The organism is Cupriavidus sp. 05T313, assembly GCF_056396665.1.
This window is the reverse complement of the sequence record NZ_JBFTLX010000240.1, coordinates 1-15,856: the sequence shown is the minus strand read 5'-3', so window position 1 is coordinate 15,856 and position 15,856 is coordinate 1. Positions and strand designations below refer to the sequence as shown.

The following is a 15,856-nucleotide window of genomic DNA, read 5'->3' as shown; positions in this document are numbered from 1 at the left end:
GTGCGATACTGGCCGTCTTGCGCGGTTCTCCCGCGTCATCCACACACAGACCCAACGCCGCGCGCGGTGCCTCGCGACGTCCGTGCCCGGCCCGGGACCCAACAGGAAACTGATATGAGCGAACTGCTGCCAGCCATTGAGATCGAAACCGCGCCATCACCGACATGGTCGGTCATATGGATGCACGGCCTCGGCGCCGACGGCAGCGACTTCGTCCCCGTGGTGCCCGAACTGGACCTGGCGCCCGTACCCGGCGTGCGTTTCGTGTTTCCCAACGCGCCGGCCATCCCGGTCACCTGCAACGGGGGCTACGTCATGCCGGCGTGGTATGACATCGAGTCCCTGGACGACGCGCGCCGCCAAGTGGACGAGGCTGGGATACGCGTCACCCGCCAGGCCATTCGCGCGCTGATCGCGCGCGAGAACCAGCGCGGCGTGCCCAGCCATCGCATCGTGCTGGCCGGCTTCTCGCAGGGCGGCGCCGTGGCCTATACCACCGGCCTCACGCATCCCGAGCGCCTGGGCGGCATCATCGCCCTTTCCACCTATATCCCCTCGCCCGCGCTGCTTGCCGCCGAGTTGAGCGAGGCCAACCGCGCCACGCCGATCTTCGCCGGGCATGGCGCCGAGGACGACGTGGTACCCGTCAAGCTAGGCATGCTGGCGCGCGATACGCTGCAACAGCAGGGATGCACGGTGGAATGGCACACCTACCGCATGTCGCACTCGGTCTGCATGGAAGAAATCCAGGCAATTGGCGCGTGGCTGACCGCGCGGTTCGCCGCGGACAAACCGTCCTGACCACGGGAAGGCGGAATGGCCCTGCACGGCCATTCCGGCGTGGGACGCGCCCGGCCGTGGTAGGCTCGCGCCCTCCGCATTATTCGCAAGCCCTATGAAAACCTCACATCCCGACGCTTCCGCGGCCGCCCCTGCCGCGCCGCTCAAGCTGGATTTCGATACGCGCAAGGCGCTGCTGTTCGCCCTTGCCGCCGAGCGTTTGTCGGCGTACTACGAACACCGCCAGTGGATGACCGATGCCCAGGGCTCCACCCTGGCAGGCCTCTGGCTGTCGCGCTCCAGGCTGCAACTGGCGCTGGCGGAGCGGCGCCTGCTGTCGCAACTGAGCGATCAGTTCGCACGGCAACTGGCCGGCACGCTGTCGCGCGAGGCCGGCCTGTACACCGCCCATGAAATGATGGAAGCGCTCGACCCCAACTACCAGTCCGCTTTTGCGCACGACCTGCTCGACGAGTGCGAGCGGCTGCTGCGCGAGAACGGCGTGACGGAGTGACAGGCCACGCGCCGTGCCTTCGCAGGCGCGGCGTGGCCGGCATGATTCAGCGGCTGGCCACGCTTGGCGCGCGGCCCTTGTCGAACTGTTCCCCGTCGAGCCGGCGGAACACCAGCGCCGACAGCAGCGTAATGATGCCCACGGTAAGGAACGCCAGCCGGTAAGCCGTGCCCGCCACGCCAAGCTGCGCGGTGAACAAGCTCACTAGCCCGCCGCCGATGGTGACCCCGAGGCCGATCGCCAGCATCTGCACCATCGAGAACAGGCTGTTGCCGCTGCCSGCGTCTTCCACGCTCAGGCCCTTCAGCGTCACGCTGTTCATGGCMGCRAACTGCATSGAGTTGGTGGCGCCGAACAACGCGAGCTGCGCGATGGCCAGACCAGTCGGCCAGCCCGGCGAAATCGCCGCGAACGATGCGATCGAGCCACCCACGAGCAAGGTGTTGACCAGCAGGAAGGTGTCATAGCCAAAGCGTTTGACCAACGGCACGATCCAGCGCTTGGCGACCACGCCGGCCAGCGCGGCCGGCAGCAGCATCAGCCCGGAATGCAGCGGCGAGTAATCCATCTGCAACTGCAGCAGCAATGGCATCAGGAATGGCACCGCGCCGGAACCGATGCGGCAAACCAGGTTGCCGGCCAGCCCGATGCTGAAGTTGGGTTCGCGAAACAACGCCAGCCGGAACAGCGGATCGCGCCGCCGCCGGGCATGTGGAATGTATAGCAGCGCGGACAGCAGGCTCAGCGCGAACAGGCCGCCGCTCCATGCCGCATGACTGGCTTCGCGTGGCGTGTCGAGCGCCAGCGAAAATGCCACCATGCAAAGCGACAGCAAGCCGCATCCGATGAAGTCGAACGGGGGCGCGCGTCCGTTGGTGTTATCCGGCAAGTAGCGCAAGACGGCCAGCATCCCGATCGCGCCGACCGGCACATTGATCAGGAAGATCCAGTGCCATGCCACCGACTGCACGATCCAGCCGCCCAGCACCGGCCCGAAGATGGGCCCGACCTGCCCTGCCACCGACACGAAGGCAAGGGCCGCGATGTATTGCTCGCCGGAGACGCTGCGCAGCACCGCCAGCCGGCCGATCGGCAGCAGCATCGAGCCGCCGATGCCCTGGACCACGCGGGCGATCACAAGCTGGTCCAGGCTCTGCGCGCCGGCGCAAAACAGCGAGCCGAGCACAAAGGTCAGGATCGCCGCGAAGTAGACCCGGCGGGTGCCGAAGCGGTCCGCCAGCCAGCCCGAGGCCGGCGTCAGCATGGCCATGGTCAGGGTGTAGGCCACGACCACCGGCTTCATGTCCAGGGGGGTCTCGTTTAGGCTGCGCGCCATCGCGGGCAACGCGGTGTTGACGATGGTGGTGTCGAGCGTTTGCATGAAAAAGCCCGCTGCGACAATCCACAGCATGGCCTTTTGGGAGGATTGGCTGTTCATCTGGTACATCTCGGCAAGGACCGGTGGAGAACCGGCGCGGCCATCGGGTGGAATCGCGGGGAGCAGATCCGGAAGAACCCAGGGCCACGAATGCTATCGATGTTAATGATTGCGCTATCAATCGGGAACCCCTCTGGATATATTGACTGTAATCGGATATTCCGATGACAATGCCGCATGCTCAATCCCGTCTGGATCCGGACCTTCGCCACCGTTGCCGCCGCACACAGTTTCACCGATGCGGGGCGTCAGCTCGGCCTGTCCCAGTCCAGCGTCAGCGACCATATCCGGCGCCTGGAACAGCACGTGGGACGGCGGCTGTTCGTGCGCGATACCCACACCCTGACCATGACCGCCGACGGCGAGGCGCTGCTGGCGCATGCGCGGCTGATCCTGGAAGCCATCACGCGCGCGGAATCCCAGTTCAACGCGCCCCGCCTGCAGGGACGCGTGCGGCTGGGCACCTCGGACGACCTGGCGCTGGGGCCGCTGCCCAATGTGCTGGCCGCGTTTCGCAACTCGCATCCGGACGTGGAACTGGAAATCACCATSGGCATGACCGGCAAGCTCTACGAGCTGATGGATGCCGGCGCGCTGGACCTGATGATCGGCAAGCGCCGCGAAGGCGACAGGCGCGGCACCCCGCTGTTCCGCGGCAAGCTGGAGTGGCTCGCGCGGCCCGGCACCGTGGCGGACCTCAGGCAGCCTTTGCCGCTGATCCTGGTACCCGAACCCAGCGTCACGCGCGCCATCGTGCTCGATACGCTGGCCAAGGCCGGGATGCGCTGGCAGATCGTCTGCACCAGCAGCAGTCACTCGGGCTGCATCGCCGCCGCGCGTGGCGGTCTGGGCATTACCGTGAGGGCGCAATACCTTTCCGGGCGCGGCTTGTCGCCGCTGGTCAATAGTGAAAGCCTGCCGGCGCTGCCGGAGGTGGAGTTCATCTCGCTGCGCGCGGGCCGCCTGAGCCGGCCCGCCGAAACGCTACTGCAACTGCTGCAAAAGAGCGATCTGCGCGGGTCCTGGCTGGACGAATAGCCAGCACCCGCGTGCGATTCCCGCCGGGCTCACGCATGGGCGCCGTCCTGGTACGGGTCGAAGCTACGGGCCGGGGATGCCGATACGCCGCGCGTGTCCATGCCGGCCAGCTTCTGCGCGCCATCGGAGAACGGGTCGATGTTGCGAGCCGGATCGGACGAAACGCCACTGCGGTCCAGGCCGGCGATGCGGGCGCTATCGGTGAAGGGATCCACCATGCGGGTGCGGGCGCCATCGGTGTACGGGTCGATGCTGCGGGCAGGATCGGACGAGACGCCAACGCGGTCCAGGCCGGCAATGCGGGCGCCGTCGGTGAACGGATCCACCATGCGGGTGCGGGCGCCGTCGGTGTACGGGTCGATGCTGCGGGCAGGATCTGCGGAAGGACCCGTGCGGTCCAGGCCGGCAATGCGCGCGCCGTCGGTAAAGGGATCGGCCGTGCGGGCGTGGGCACCATCGGTGAAGCTATCGAACCTGCCGCCACGGGCGCCATCGGTGAATGCGCTCACGGGTGCCGTGCGTGCGCCGTCGCTGAATACGTCGCGCGCGCCGCTGTGCATCGACTGGGCATAGGGCGCGTTGCCAACGCGATCGGCAGCCGCGCTGGCGGCATGGGCGCTGCCCAGGGCAAACACGGCACCGGCAATGGCGGCGGCGGCAAACAGCGACTTGGCGAGGTTCGGGTACATGGCAATCTCCAACTGGGTGAATGAGCCCATTCGTCGCCGGCAACCGATGGAACTTACAGGTTTTTTTCAGATTGTTTGCCGGAGCCCGTTCGCCTCGATCCGCGTGCGGTGCCCTGCACGTGGACACGCCGCGCAGCCCGACCCGGCGCCCTGCCCCGCCCGCACCTGACTGGCCTAAGCCTTATTCCAGTCATCTTCCAGTCAAAAGGATGAGCCCAGCCAAATGCTTATCCCCCCCAATACCGTGACGATCTCCAACCTCCGGCCAGTGTCGGCAAGCGTACGCATGACGCTAAATACAGTAACGGGTCAGGCGCTGCTGCGTGGCAAACCGAACAGAACAAGACAGAACGGCTGACGCCGTGGCCGGGATTTTTTCGACTAGGGGAGAATGGGATGACCGACACAGAACTGGACCTGTCCGGCAATCATTTGCTGGGCGCACTGCCGCAGCGCGAGCGCCGCCTGCTCATTTCGCGGCTGGATAGCGTCAACCTGCGCACAGGGCAACTGTTGAGCGACTCCGGGCAACGCATCCGGCATCTCTACTTCCCGAGCACCGCGGTGGTCTCGATGATGTCGCTGCAGGAAAGCGGCGCCACCGTCGAACTGGCCTCGGTGGGCCGCGAGGGGATGGTTGGTCTGCCCGCGCTGACCGGCGGCGAGACCATGCCCAACCGCATCGAGGTACGCAGTAGCGGATGCGGCTTCCGCGTGGCCGCCGGCGACCTGCGCGCCATCTACCCCGAGCTGCCCACGCTGCAGCGCATGGCCCTGCTCTATATGCAGGCGCTGCTCACGCAGGTTTCGCAAACGGCGGTCTGCATCCGCCATCATTCGCTGACCACCCAGTTGTGCCGCTGGCTGCTGCTGGCGCTGGACCGTTCGCCCTGCAACGAGCTGGATGTCACCCAGCAGACCATCGCCGACATGCTCGGCGTGCGCCGCGAGGGCGTCACCGAAGCTGTGGGCAAGCTGGCGGAACTGCGCATGATCAGCCACAGCCGTGGCCATATCACCGTCATCGACCGCGCCGGGCTGGAAGGCTTCTCCGGCGAGTCCTACCGCATCGTGCGCAACGAATTCGACCGCCTGCTCAGCCCTGCCGCGAGCTAGCCGGCAGTGGCATGTGCCAGCGCCTGGTAAGCGGTGGCAAGGTGGTAAGGCGTGGTCGAAGGCATCTCGGCCCGCTCCACCTTGCCCTGCGCCGACAGGCATTCGTACCAGCCGCCCGCGTGGAGAAAACGCGCCGGGAACGATTGCAGCCATGCGTGCAGGTGTGCGAGCGCAATGCGATCGCCACGCACCACCAGCGCCCGCGCGAATTCGGTCTGCGCCCAGATCCGCTGGAGCGGGTCGCGCACCGAGCCGTCCAGGTTCAGCGCCGCCGCCACGCCCATGGTGCCGGTATCGACACCGTGCGCCAGGGCGAAGTCGAAGGCCCGCGTCAGCGCCTGGCTGAGCGGCGAGCCGTCGAACAGGGACGGCGCCGAAGCGAGCAGCGAAAACCACTCGAACTGGTGTCCGGGCTCGATCCGGTTGCCGGCGTTGTCCGTCGTCAACGGCAACTCGGTGATGCAACCGCTGGCCGGATCGACAAAGCTGGCCAGCATGGCTGCGGCAATGCCCGCCAGCCGGTCCGCGTAAAAAATGTCCCCCGTGACCTCGTGAGCCGCCAGGTAAGCCTCGGTCAGGTGCATGATCGGGTTTTGCAGCGGCGTGGCGCCAACGGGGCTGAAGTCTTGCGCGAGCCCGGCATGGTAGAGGCCGTCCGCCATGCGGAAACGCTGTTCGATCAGCCGCGCCGTGCCGTCCAGCAAGGTGCGCGCCTCGGGGCTGCCCGTCCGCTTGAAATACGCCGCGCAAGCGAAAACCACGAAGGCGTGGGTGTACAAGTCCTTGGTGCTATCGAGCGGCTGGCCGTGCGCATCGATGCTGTAGACGAAGCCGCCGTACCCGCCATCGGCGAAGCGGCCGCGCAGCGACGCGAACAGCCGCGCGGCGTGGGCGGCCGCGTCGGCGCCCTCGCACCGGGAAAACACGTAAATCTGGCGCGCGCATGCCATGGCGCGATAGCGCACCACCGGCAGCGGCTGGCGATCGGTGGCCGACAGCGCCTCATAGGGCAGTTGCATGGCGGCATGCCAGCCCGGACCGTTCCATAGGGGCAGGATGGCGGCATCGTAGTGCGCGAGCAGCGTGGCAACGGACGCGGAAATGGAAGCAGCACCGGTTGCGGCAAGGGTTGGCGTAACGTTCATGCGGGAAGGAATTCGGTAAGGGGCGCGTCATCGCGCGGTCCCGGCTAAATATTCATGACCAAGACCCGGGACGCGGGGAACGGCAACCGAGGCGTCCCGGAGACTGGCATCCGTGCAATATACCTCAGCACGGCAACCGGCCTTCCCGACTAACCGGCGCCGGCGATAGCGCCTAAATACGCCGGACCATGCACAAAGGCAGGCGTGCGCCTTCCGATCCGCATTCCGGCGACCTGCCGCAATCCGGAGTGGCGGCCTCGCCCCACCCGCCGTTTCGTGCCATTGGCAAGCTTGAACCCGCCGGCAGATCGCCTAACCTTACCGCGTGGACCCTTGCTTCGAGAACCGCGACGAGCGGCTATCGCGCCGCATTCCGCGCCCGCCGCGGCGCCAGGACCACATTCCTGGTTTGTGCAGATATCACGGCCGGAGGGATTCCCGCCTTCCGTCCTCCCCGCACTTTCTGGCCATCCGGCGCCCGCCGGAGGTTACGCCCATGCTCCATGGGAGAGCACGATGGAAAAGCCAGTCGTAAGCCCCTTGCGTTTTGTCGAGATGCTGAACGCCAGGCTGCCCGCCCATCCCCTGTATCAGGAGGGGATGCGCGTGTACGCCATTCCCAATCATTCAGAGCATCCTCACAGCCTGGTCTGYGTCGGCCCGCGCGGCGTCAAAGGCGTATGCGCAACGGTGGAACTGATCGTGCGCGGCGAGTGCGAGATCTTCCCCGACATACCGGGCGACTGGCACGCCGCCCCCCGCGCCACCGCTCGCGCCTCCAGCCGCTAGGGCGCTGCCATCCGGCCACGCGCGAACCCCTTCCAGCCTCCGATATGGCCGGGGGCAGCGTCACGCGGCTGCGCGCCCCTCCTCTGCAGAAGCTGGAATCCGGACGACGCCGGCGCTGTCGGAACTCATTACGCCTGCCGGATACCGTGCGGCAAACACCAGGCGGCCCGCTGACCACGTATGCGTCACCAGCGGCTGGCCCGCCACCATTGCCACCGCCACCAGGTCGGCACGCAGCCCGGCCGCGATGCGGCCGCGGTCGGACAGCCCGCAGGCCGCCGCCGGGTTGGCGCCGACCAGCGCGGCAGCCCGCGGCAGGCTCAGGTCCGCCTGCCGCTCGGCGGCGAAGGCCGCCGCGATCAGCGTGGATGGCTGGTAGTCCGAACACAGGCAATCCGCCACGCCGGCGCGGATGGCGTCGATGGCGCGCATCGAACCGCTCTGGCTCTGGCCGCGCAGCACATTGGGCGCGCCGAGGATGGTCGGCAGCCCTTGCGCCTTGGCCGCCTGCGCGGTCTCCAGGTTGATCGGGAACTCGCTCATGCGCACGCCCAGCGCCTGCATGGTGGCAATGCGCTCGACCGAATCGTCGTCGTGGCTGGCGGCGGGAATGCCCATCCGCGCAGCCAGCGCCAGCAGGCGTTCCACGCGCTCCAGCGCGCCATGCTTCTCCACCAGTTTCTTGTCGGCGGCGGCGCGCGCTTCTTCGCGGCTCATGGCGTGGTTGCCCATCATGTAGGCCAGGTACGCTTCGAGCGTCTTGAACTGGCCCTGGCCGGGCGAGTGGTCCATCACGGAGACCAGGTCCACCACGCCGGCCTCCATCAGTTGCTCAAGCACGGGCAGCGCGCTGGCATCGGTGACTTCGTAGCGGCAATGGACACGGTTGTCCACCAGGCTGTGATCACGGAAAGCCGTGACGGCGCGCACCAGGGCGCCTGCGGTCTCGTAGTTGCGCACGCCGAACGTATTGCTGGCGAACGACACCGCATGATAAGGCGTGGTGATGCCGGCAGCGGCGTTGCGGCGGTCGACCTGCGCCACGGCAAAATCGAGCGGGAACATCACGCGCGAGCGCGGTTCGGCTTCTTTCTCGATCGCATCGCAATGCAGGTCGATCAGGCCGGGCATCAGGGTCTGGCCGCGCAGGTCGATCACCTGGGTGGCGCGCGGTACGGCGGCGGCATCCGGCTCGATGGCCGCGATCAGGCCATTCTCGATCAGCAGCGCGCTGTCAGGAAGCACGCCGTCGGGCAGGACGATCCGCGCATGGGTCAGGTAGGCAGGAAGCATGGTCGTTTCCGGGAACGATTGGGAACGGATAAAAGCAACAACGAATCGGCTCAGCCAGCCACGGCGGCAAGCTTGCCGGCGGGCGCGGCCTCGGTGACGGCGGGCGGGTGCAAGGGCAGCAACCGGGTGGCCACGGCATCGCGCACCGCTTCGTCGTGGAAGATGCCGACCAGGCAACGGCCCTCGGCCAGCGCCTCGCGAATCAGCGCCACGACCACGGCGCGGTTGTCGGCATCGAGCGAGGCGGTCGGCTCGTCGAGCAGCAGCACCGGATGACCGCCGATCAACCCGCGCGCGATGTTCACGCGCTGCTGCTCGCCGCCCGAGAAAGTCGCCGGCGGGAGGCTCCAAAGACGGCCCGGCACCTGCAGCCGCGCCAGCAGCGTCGCCGCGCGCTCGCGCGCTTCATCGGCGCCGGCGCCGCGCTGCTGCAGCGGCTCGGCCACCACGTCGAGCGTGCTCACGCGCGGGATCACGTGGAGGAACTGGCTGACATAGCCGATCACCTCGCGGCGCAGTTGCAGGATGCGCTGCTCAGGCGCGCGGGTCAGTTCCACCCAGTCGTTGCCGTCGCGGATGCGGATGCTGCCTTCGGTGGCCAGGTAGTTGCCGTACAGGCAGCGCAGCAGCGTGCTCTTGCCCGCGCCGGAACTGCCGGCCAGCACCAGGCATTCGCCTGCGGCGGCGTCGAAGTCGATGGCCTGCAGCACCGGCAGGCGCGTGCCGCCCTGGTTATGCAGGACGAAGGTCTTGCCGAGGCCGCGCACCTGGATGCGGCTGGCACCGGTGGCATCGACGGTATTCGTGTTGGCATTGCCTTGATGGTTGTTGGAGTCTTGCGTCATGGTCAGCTCTGCAGGATGGAAGACACCAGCAATTGGGTGTACGGATGGTGCGGGTCGTCGAGGATCTGGTCGGTCAGGCCGCTTTCCACCACGCGCCCGCCTTGCATCACCAGCGTGCGGTGCGCCAGCAGGCGTGCCACGGCGAGGTCGTGGGTCACGATGATGGCGGCGAGGCCAAGGTCCGCCACCAGCCGGCGCAGCAGATCGAGCAGGCGGGCCTGCACGGAGACATCGAGCGAGGCAGTGGGCTCGTCCATGAACACCAGGCGCGGATGCGTCACCAGGTTGCGGGCGATCTGCAGGCGCTGCTGCATGCCGCCCGAGAAGCTCGTCGGCGCATCGTCCAGGCGCCCCAGGTCCAGCTCCATCTTTTCCATCCAGGTGCCGGCGACCTCGCGCAGTTCACCGTAGTGGCGTCCGCCCACCGCCATCAGGCGCTCGGCGATATTGGCGCCGGCGCTCACGCGCATGCGCAGGCCATCGCGCGCGTTCTGGCGCACGAAGCCCCAGTCGGTGCGCGCCAGCAGGCGCAGACGGGCATCGGACAGCGTGGCGAGGTCAACCAGCCCTTGCTCGCGGGTGTCGTAACGCACGCTGCCGGACTCCGGCGCGGCCTGCCAGGAAACCGCTTGCAGCAAGGTGCTCTTGCCGGAGCCGGATTCGCCCACCACGCACAGCACTTCGCCGGGAAAGAGATCGAAGCTGACATCGTGGCAGCCGTGCACGCCGTCCCAGGTGCGGGTCAGGCCGCGCACGGACAACAGCGGCTGGTGCGGATCGGTGCGGCTCATGCGGCCTCCTTGCTGGCGTTGGCGCCGGTTTCACCTTGTTCCTGGCGCGTGGCGCAGTACTCGGTATCGGAGCAGACGAACATGCGGCCGCCCGCGTCGTCGGTGATGATTTCATCGAGATAGCTGTCGGTGGCGCCGCACAGTTCGCAGCAGCCCGACCACGTTTCGACGGCGAAGGGATGGTCGTCGAAATCCAGGCTCTTGACGCTGGTGTAGGGCGGCACCGCATAGACCCGCTTCTCGCGCCCCGCGCCGAACAGCATCAGCGCCGGGCTGCGGTCCAGCTTAGGGTTGTCGAACTTGGGGATGGGCGACGGCCGCATCATGTAGCGCTGGTTGACCATCACGGGGTAGTCGTAGGTGGTGGCGATGTCCGAGCCCTGGTCGATCACCTTGAGCACGTCGTCGCTGCCGATGATGGAGGCCGTGACCTGGATGCCGCCGGTGCCCCACCCGTATGGCAGCGGCATYTCGCGGCTGCCGAACGGCACCTGGTAGCCSGGRATCGCCACSGCCTTGAGCAGCGCGCGGCGCAGCATGCGCTTGGTGGACTCGTCGAGATAGCCGAAGTTGTAGTGTTCGTCGCGCACGACGGCGCTGGCATTGGTGTCGTTCATGATGCGATGGCCTCCTGCGACGGGGCTTGAGCGATGGCGGTGGTGTCGCTTTCCGGCGGCACCGGCGCCGGCGCCGGGACGCCCTGCCCTCGCTCGGCGCGCAACCGGCGCAGCAGTTCGAGATTGGTCTGGAAATCCACGTAGTGCGGCAGCTTCAGATGCTGCACGAAGCCGGAGGCTTCCACGTTGTCGCTGTGGTAGAGCATGAACTCCACGTCATTGGCGGGCGCGTCGGCCGCTTCGCCCAGTTCGGCGGCGCGCATCGCGCGGTCGGCCAGCGCCATCGACATCGCCTTGCGCTCACCGTAGCCGAACACCAGGCCATAGCCGCGCGTAAAGCTCGGCCCCTCCTGCGCGTTGCCGGCAAACTGGCTCACCATCTGGCATTCGGTGACCTCGATCTCGCCGATGGTCACGGCAAATCCCAGCTCTTCCACGAACAGTTCCACCTCCACCGCGCCATAGCGGATCTCCGCCGCGAACGGATGCGAGTTGCCGTAGCCGCGCTGGGTCGAGTAGCCCATCGACAACAAGAAACCTTCATCGGCGCGTGCCAGGTTCTGCAAGCGCGCCGGACGGGCAGCGGGCAGCTCCAGCGGTTCGCGCGTCAGGTCGGGCGGCGCGGGATCGTGCGGGGGCACCGTCTCCGGCTCGATCAGCGATTCCTGGCGCAACAGGTCGGTCACGCGGGGCATGCGCGCGTCCAGCGTGGACGCCGCCGGCGGCAGCGGTGCATTCTCGCGCTCGGCCTCCAGCGTGAAATCCAGCAAGCGCTGGGTGTAATCGTAGGTCGGGCCCAGCACCTGCCCGCCCGGCACATCCTTGAAGGTGGACGAGATCCGGCGCTGCAAGCGCATGGCGCCGGTATCGAGCGCCACCGAATAGCCGAAGCGCGGCAGGGTGGTGCGATAGGCACGCAGCAGGAACACCGCTTCGATCAGGTCGCCCGCGGCCTGCTTGATGGCCAGCGCGGCCAGGTGCGGATCGTACAGCGAGCCCTCGGCCATCACGCGCGACACGGCCAGCGGCATCTGCTCGCGCACCTGCGCCAGCGTCAGCTCCGGCACCGCGCGGTCGCCGCGGCGGTAGTCGTCCAGCATGCGATAGGAGTTGAGGATGGCGCGTTCGCCCCCTTTGACGGCAACGTACATATCAAGCCTCCGCTTGGGTGGTGCGCGGCAGCGCGCACAAGCGGCTGGCACTGGTCAGGAGCACATCCACGCCGAGCGGGAAGCGCGCATGGTTGGCTTGCCACTGGGTCCAGAAACCGGCCGGCAAGCCTTGCACGGCCAGCGCCGCCTGGTGCTCGATGCCCGGGCCGCGCAGCGTGACGGCAGGGCCATCGCACAGCGACTCCACTTCGAGCAACAGCGTGGCGGAGCGGTCGGGATAAGCCGGATCGCCCTGGGCGCACGCCGCGAGATCCGGCACGGCATGGCCGGCCGGCACCGCCACGAAGGTGGCCTGCCCCACTTCGGCCACCAGCGGGCAGCCGCAATGGAAACGCAGGAAGGCGCGCACGCCCTCGGGCGTTTGCGGCGGCAGCCACACGGGCGTATCGCAATCGGCCAGCGCCAGCAGCAGCGCGCTCAGCGCAGGCGACAGGCCCGGCGGCACGCCGCACGGCTCGGCCAGCTCGCCGATGGTGCCGGGGTGTGACATGGCGTCCAGCGCGGCGCGGAAGGTCCGCTGCGCCGACTTCACCGCATCGTCGAAGCCGGGCAACAGCATCGGCGCCTGGCGGCTCGCAGGCGCGTTGTCGTATCCAGCCGCCTGGGCGGCAATCGGTTGGCCTGGCATCTCAATCCTCTCCACGCACCATGGTAAAAAATTCAACTTTTGTCTGTGCTGCCACCGCGGCCTCGTGTTCGCCACGCGCCGCGCGTTCCCTGGCCAGCGCCGAGACCACTTCGGCCTGCACGCGCGCATGCCAGCCTGGCAGTTGCAACAGCGCATCCAGCACGGCGATCTGCTCCGCCTGGCGGTGTGTACGGCCCTGCACGTAGCCCACGCCCACCACGCCAGGCTCCAGCGTTACCGCGCAGCGCGTTACGCTGACTTCGCCCAGGTTGAACTGCGCACCGGTGCCGCCGGCGCGCCCTCGCACCATCGCCATGCCGCTTTCCGGCTTGCGCAGCAGGCGATAGGCCGGCAGCGCGCCGAGGCGGCCAACGGCCTGCTCCAGGGCTTCCGGGTCCGCCAGCGCCAGCACGCGCAGCCATGCGGCGCGGGCCGCCTGGCCGGCCTGTTCCCGGGCCGCCGCCGCTGGCTGCGTGCCGGATCCGGTATCGGTTCGATCCATTTCACATCCCCTATACGTCTATACGTTTAGATGTAGAATACCATCCATGGCCGAACTACAACATAGCCAGATGAAGCTTTGATGACGCCTGGCGACGTTGTTTGGTTCTACGCACCGCACTGCGCGGTTGAGGCAAAATCGCATTCCATTGAAGCACGCCAATGATTAACGCAGGATGACGAAAAGGCAGGACAGGATGGTGGAACAGGAAGTCGAACGCGGTTCGGGAGTTGCGGTATGGCGCCAGATCGGCGAAGCCCTGGCGCTCGACATCCGCAACAAGCTCTACATGCCGGGCGAGCGGCTGCCGCCCGAGCCGGAGCTGGCCAGCCGGTTCGCCGTCAATCGCCACACCATCCGCCGCGCCATGGGCGAACTGGAGCAGAACGGCCTGGTACGCATCGAGCAAGGCAGGGGCACGTTCGTGCAGGAGCACGCGATCGACTACGCCATCGGGCGCCGTACCCGTTTCTCGCAGAACCTGGCCAGCCAGGGCATGCGCGGGCACATCGAAGTGCTCGAATCGCAAACGCTGCGCGCGCACGAGATCGCCAAGCACCTGGGGCTGGGACGCAGCGCCCCCATCCTGCGCGTGCAAATGCTGGGCAAGGCCGAAGCCCGCACCATCGACGTCGCCGATCATTACTTCGATGCCGCCCGCTTTCCCGACATGGATGAACAGTTGCGCGCGCGCCAGTCCATCTCCAAGGCGCTCGCCCATTACGGCATCACCGACTACACGCGCAAATGGTCGCGCATCACCGCCGCCATGCCGACCGCGCCGGTGGCCCGCCAGCTCAACCAGCCCAAGACCCGGCCGATCCTGCAGGTGGAAGCGCTCAATGTCGACCCGGAAGGCGCGCCGCTGCAATACAGCGTGGTGCGTTTCGCCGGCGACTGGGTGCAACTGACCGTGGCCGACCAGGACTAGGCGGCACCGGCCATGATCTTCGCGCCACAGGGATGGACCGAACATGGGCCGGACATCGGCCGGCCCGCAATTTGCTTACTTCCGGTATGGCGTGCAGCGCGGGTTGCAATCGCATACCGGGACACGATAGCTTCGCCGCGGGTTGCGCAGGCGGCGATGCACCGAGACAATCCGCCAATGCACGAATCGCACCGCAATTGGTCTAGACATCCGCTTGTCATCTGCCCGCGCTAAGGTCGCCAGCATGGATACCAATCACGCATATCACCCCACCCTCGCCGGCCTGCGCGGCCGGCGCGTCCTGACCGCCAACGGCATCGCCCCGGCCGCCTTCGCCTTCCGCGATGGTTGCCTGGCGGCGCCCGCCAGTACGCCGGGAGGCGCCCTCGATGCGGGCGACCTGCTGGTGCTGCCCGGCATCGTGGATATCCACGGCGACGCCTTCGAGCGCGCGGTGATGCCGCGGCCCGGCGTCAGCTTCCCGTACACCAGCGCGCTGTTCGACGTGGATCGCCAGTTGCTCGCGCATGGCATCACCACCGAACTGCATGGCGTGACGCTGTCGTGGGAAGGCGGCTTGCGCGGCGAGGCGTACGCGCAACGCATGTTCGACGGCCTGGAACGCATGCGCGGCACGCTGGGCGCGCAGCACCACGTGCACCTGCGCTTCGAGGCGCACCACCTGGCCGGGCTGGAGACGGCCCTGGACTGGATCGATTCAGGCAAGGTGCGCTTCGTCGCCATCAACGACCACCTGCCGCTGATGGCGACCCGCATGCACGACGCCCGCAAGCTGGCGCAGTACGCGGACCGCGCGGAATGCGACCCAGCCACCTTCCGCCAACGGCTGGAACAGGCCGCCGCGCAAGCGGGCGCCGTGCCCGCCGGCGTGGCCCGGCTGATTGCCGCCGCCCGCGCCGCCGGCCTGCAGGTGGCATCGCACGACGACGGCGATGCCGCCACGCGCCAGGGATATCACCAGCAAGGCTGCACGGTGGCGGAATTCCCGCTCACCGTCGACGTGGCCCGCGCCGCCCGTGCCCTGCGCAACCACACCGTATTCGGCGCGCCCAACGTGATCCGCGGCGGTAGCCACACCGGCGCCCCGGACGCCACCGAGATGATCGCCGCCGGGCTGTGCGACGTACTGGCCTCCGACTACTACTACCCGGCGCCGCTGCAAGCGGCGTTCCGGCTGACGCAGCTCGGCGTGCTGCCGCTGCCGGCCGCCTGGGACCTGGTCTCGCGCAACCCCGCGCGCGCCGCCGGCATGAACGACCGCGGCACGCTGGGCCCCGGCCTGCGCGCCGACGCCATCATCGTAGACGACCACGATCCCGCCCTGCCGCAAGTCTGCGCCGCCATCGTCGGCGGCGTATTGCGGCACGCCACCCGCGCCTTCCCGCTGGTGTTGTCCGGCGACGAACGGCGCGCCGCCTGACCGTTTCCCATGATGCCAAGCACCGCACCAAACCCAATGTCCCGGGCCTATCGCTACGCCATCTACCTCCATCCCGCCGCGCCGTTCCGGCAGGTGGGCGCGCAGTGGCTGGGCCGCTGCGCCGACA

Annotated in this window: 17 protein-coding genes; 7 read left to right on the top strand and 10 right to left on the bottom strand. The window is 67.8% G+C overall.

Translation table 11 applies throughout. From position 1 onward, the window contains the following. Positions 1-114: 114 nt before the first annotated feature. The gene (locus tag AC1DKD_RS33625) at positions 115-801 is read left to right on the top strand and encodes an alpha/beta hydrolase (RefSeq protein ID WP_441633605.1); all 687 of its coding nucleotides are present in this window, start codon (positions 115-117) and stop codon (positions 799-801) included. Between the two features lie 94 nt (positions 802-895). Then, the gene (locus AC1DKD_RS33620; RefSeq protein WP_045240523.1) at positions 896-1,294 is read left to right on the top strand and encodes a hypothetical protein; all 399 of its coding nucleotides are present in this window, start codon (positions 896-898) and stop codon (positions 1,292-1,294) included. A 46-nt stretch (positions 1,295-1,340) separates the two neighbouring features. On the opposite strand, the gene mdtD is transcribed toward AC1DKD_RS33620, so the two are convergent. Further along, the gene (mdtD, locus tag AC1DKD_RS33615; RefSeq protein WP_441633603.1) at positions 1,341-2,732 is read right to left on the bottom strand and encodes a multidrug transporter subunit MdtD; all 1,392 of its coding nucleotides are present in this window, start codon (positions 2,730-2,732) and stop codon (positions 1,341-1,343) included. A gap of 177 nt (positions 2,733-2,909) precedes the next feature. On the opposite strand from mdtD, the gene AC1DKD_RS33610 reads away from it, so the two are divergent. Further along, entirely contained in the window at positions 2,910-3,770 is an 861-nt protein-coding gene (locus AC1DKD_RS33610) for a LysR family transcriptional regulator (RefSeq protein ID WP_477144220.1), read from the top strand. Positions 3,771-3,799: 29 nt separating this feature from the next. Here the strand turns inward: AC1DKD_RS33610 and AC1DKD_RS33605 are convergent, their stop codons facing one another. Continuing rightward, positions 3,800-4,459 (bottom strand): copper resistance protein CopQ, encoded by a 660-nt coding sequence (locus AC1DKD_RS33605; RefSeq protein ID WP_441633599.1) that lies wholly within the window; start codon positions 4,457-4,459, stop codon positions 3,800-3,802. Between the two features lie 396 nt (positions 4,460-4,855). On the opposite strand from AC1DKD_RS33605, the gene AC1DKD_RS33600 reads away from it, so the two are divergent. Next, positions 4,856-5,575: a Crp/Fnr family transcriptional regulator gene (locus tag AC1DKD_RS33600; protein ID WP_441633597.1), complete on the top strand. Its 720-nt coding sequence runs from the start codon at positions 4,856-4,858 to the stop codon at positions 5,573-5,575. Here AC1DKD_RS33600 and AC1DKD_RS33595 read toward each other — a convergent pair. Further along, positions 5,572-6,720, bottom strand: coding sequence for an AGE family epimerase/isomerase (locus AC1DKD_RS33595; protein ID WP_441633595.1), 1,149 nt, complete (start codon positions 6,718-6,720; stop codon positions 5,572-5,574). The two genes, AC1DKD_RS33600 and AC1DKD_RS33595, sit on opposite strands and share 4 nt — an antisense overlap. A gap of 516 nt (positions 6,721-7,236) precedes the next feature. Between AC1DKD_RS33595 and AC1DKD_RS33590 the strand changes: the two genes are divergently transcribed. Next, a complete protein-coding gene (locus tag AC1DKD_RS33590) occupies positions 7,237-7,509 on the top strand; it encodes a hypothetical protein (protein WP_035860708.1) in 273 nt (90 codons plus the stop codon). A 60-nt stretch (positions 7,510-7,569) separates the two neighbouring features. Here the strand turns inward: AC1DKD_RS33590 and AC1DKD_RS33585 are convergent, their stop codons facing one another. The 7 genes from AC1DKD_RS33585 to phnG all read right to left on the bottom strand — a co-directional run bounded on the left by AC1DKD_RS33585 (position 7,570) and on the right by phnG (position 13,357). Beyond that, positions 7,570-8,802, bottom strand: a complete 1,233-nt coding sequence (locus AC1DKD_RS33585; RefSeq protein ID WP_441633593.1) for an alpha-D-ribose 1-methylphosphonate 5-triphosphate diphosphatase — start codon at positions 8,800-8,802, stop codon at positions 7,570-7,572. Positions 8,803-8,852: 50 nt separating this feature from the next. Then, positions 8,853-9,647: a phosphonate C-P lyase system protein PhnL gene (gene phnL, locus AC1DKD_RS33580; RefSeq protein ID WP_477104324.1), complete on the bottom strand. Its 795-nt coding sequence runs from the start codon at positions 9,645-9,647 to the stop codon at positions 8,853-8,855. A 2-nt stretch (positions 9,648-9,649) separates the two neighbouring features. After that, complete coding sequence (phnK, locus tag AC1DKD_RS33575) at positions 9,650-10,438, bottom strand: phosphonate C-P lyase system protein PhnK (protein WP_441633589.1); 789 nt, start codon at positions 10,436-10,438, stop codon at positions 9,650-9,652. Beyond that, complete coding sequence (locus AC1DKD_RS33570; protein ID WP_477144219.1) at positions 10,435-11,055, bottom strand: alpha-D-ribose 1-methylphosphonate 5-phosphate C-P-lyase PhnJ; 621 nt, start codon at positions 11,053-11,055, stop codon at positions 10,435-10,437. The genes phnK and AC1DKD_RS33570 overlap by 4 nt, the downstream gene beginning before the upstream one ends. Then, positions 11,052-12,206 (bottom strand): carbon-phosphorus lyase complex subunit, encoded by a 1,155-nt coding sequence (locus AC1DKD_RS33565; protein ID WP_441633585.1) that lies wholly within the window; start codon positions 12,204-12,206, stop codon positions 11,052-11,054. The genes AC1DKD_RS33570 and AC1DKD_RS33565 overlap by 4 nt, the downstream gene beginning before the upstream one ends. A 1-nt stretch (position 12,207) precedes the next feature. Beyond that, positions 12,208-12,786, bottom strand: coding sequence for a phosphonate C-P lyase system protein PhnH (phnH, locus tag AC1DKD_RS33560; RefSeq protein ID WP_441633622.1), 579 nt, complete (start codon positions 12,784-12,786; stop codon positions 12,208-12,210). Between the two features lie 70 nt (positions 12,787-12,856). Then, on the bottom strand, positions 12,857-13,357 hold the full coding sequence (gene phnG / locus AC1DKD_RS33555; protein ID WP_441633584.1) for a phosphonate C-P lyase system protein PhnG: 501 nt from the start codon (positions 13,355-13,357) through the stop codon (positions 12,857-12,859). Positions 13,358-13,553: 196 nt separating this feature from the next. Between phnG and phnF the strand changes: the two genes are divergently transcribed. Then, on the top strand, positions 13,554-14,288 hold the full coding sequence (phnF, locus tag AC1DKD_RS33550; RefSeq protein WP_441633620.1) for a phosphonate metabolism transcriptional regulator PhnF: 735 nt from the start codon (positions 13,554-13,556) through the stop codon (positions 14,286-14,288). A gap of 244 nt (positions 14,289-14,532) precedes the next feature. Continuing rightward, positions 14,533-15,729 (top strand): alpha-D-ribose 1-methylphosphonate 5-triphosphate diphosphatase, encoded by a 1,197-nt coding sequence (locus AC1DKD_RS33545; protein WP_441633582.1) that lies wholly within the window; start codon positions 14,533-14,535, stop codon positions 15,727-15,729. The last annotated feature ends 127 nt before the right edge of the window (positions 15,730-15,856 follow it).

What these genes read in the sequence shown, in the direction of transcription:
- AC1DKD_RS33625 (WP_441633605.1), top strand. Translation starts at nt 115, where the DNA reads ATGAGCGAACTGCTGCCAGCCATTGAGATCGAAACCGCGCCATCACCG.
- AC1DKD_RS33620 (WP_045240523.1), top strand. Translation starts at nt 896, where the DNA reads ATGAAAACCTCACATCCCGACGCTTCCGCGGCCGCCCCTGCCGCGCCG.
- AC1DKD_RS33605 (WP_441633599.1), bottom strand. Translation starts at nt 4,459, where the DNA reads ATGTACCCGAACCTCGCCAAGTCGCTGTTTGCCGCCGCCGCCATTGCC.
- AC1DKD_RS33600 (WP_441633597.1), top strand. Translation starts at nt 4,856, where the DNA reads ATGACCGACACAGAACTGGACCTGTCCGGCAATCATTTGCTGGGCGCA.
- AC1DKD_RS33595 (WP_441633595.1), bottom strand. Translation starts at nt 6,720, where the DNA reads ATGAACGTTACGCCAACCCTTGCCGCAACCGGTGCTGCTTCCATTTCC.
- AC1DKD_RS33585 (WP_441633593.1), bottom strand. Translation starts at nt 8,802, where the DNA reads ATGCTTCCTGCCTACCTGACCCATGCGCGGATCGTCCTGCCCGACGGC.
- phnL (WP_477104324.1), bottom strand. Translation starts at nt 9,647, where the DNA reads ATGACGCAAGACTCCAACAACCATCAAGGCAATGCCAACACGAATACC.
- phnK (WP_441633589.1), bottom strand. Translation starts at nt 10,438, where the DNA reads ATGAGCCGCACCGATCCGCACCAGCCGCTGTTGTCCGTGCGCGGCCTG.
- AC1DKD_RS33565 (WP_441633585.1), bottom strand. Translation starts at nt 12,206, where the DNA reads ATGTACGTTGCCGTCAAAGGGGGCGAACGCGCCATCCTCAACTCCTAT.
- phnH (WP_441633622.1), bottom strand. Translation starts at nt 12,786, where the DNA reads ATGCTGTTGCCCGGCTTCGACGATGCGGTGAAGTCGGCGCAGCGGACC.
- phnG (WP_441633584.1), bottom strand. Translation starts at nt 13,357, where the DNA reads ATGGATCGAACCGATACCGGATCCGGCACGCAGCCAGCGGCGGCGGCC.
- phnF (WP_441633620.1), top strand. Translation starts at nt 13,554, where the DNA reads ATGGTGGAACAGGAAGTCGAACGCGGTTCGGGAGTTGCGGTATGGCGC.
- AC1DKD_RS33545 (WP_441633582.1), top strand. Translation starts at nt 14,533, where the DNA reads ATGGATACCAATCACGCATATCACCCCACCCTCGCCGGCCTGCGCGGC.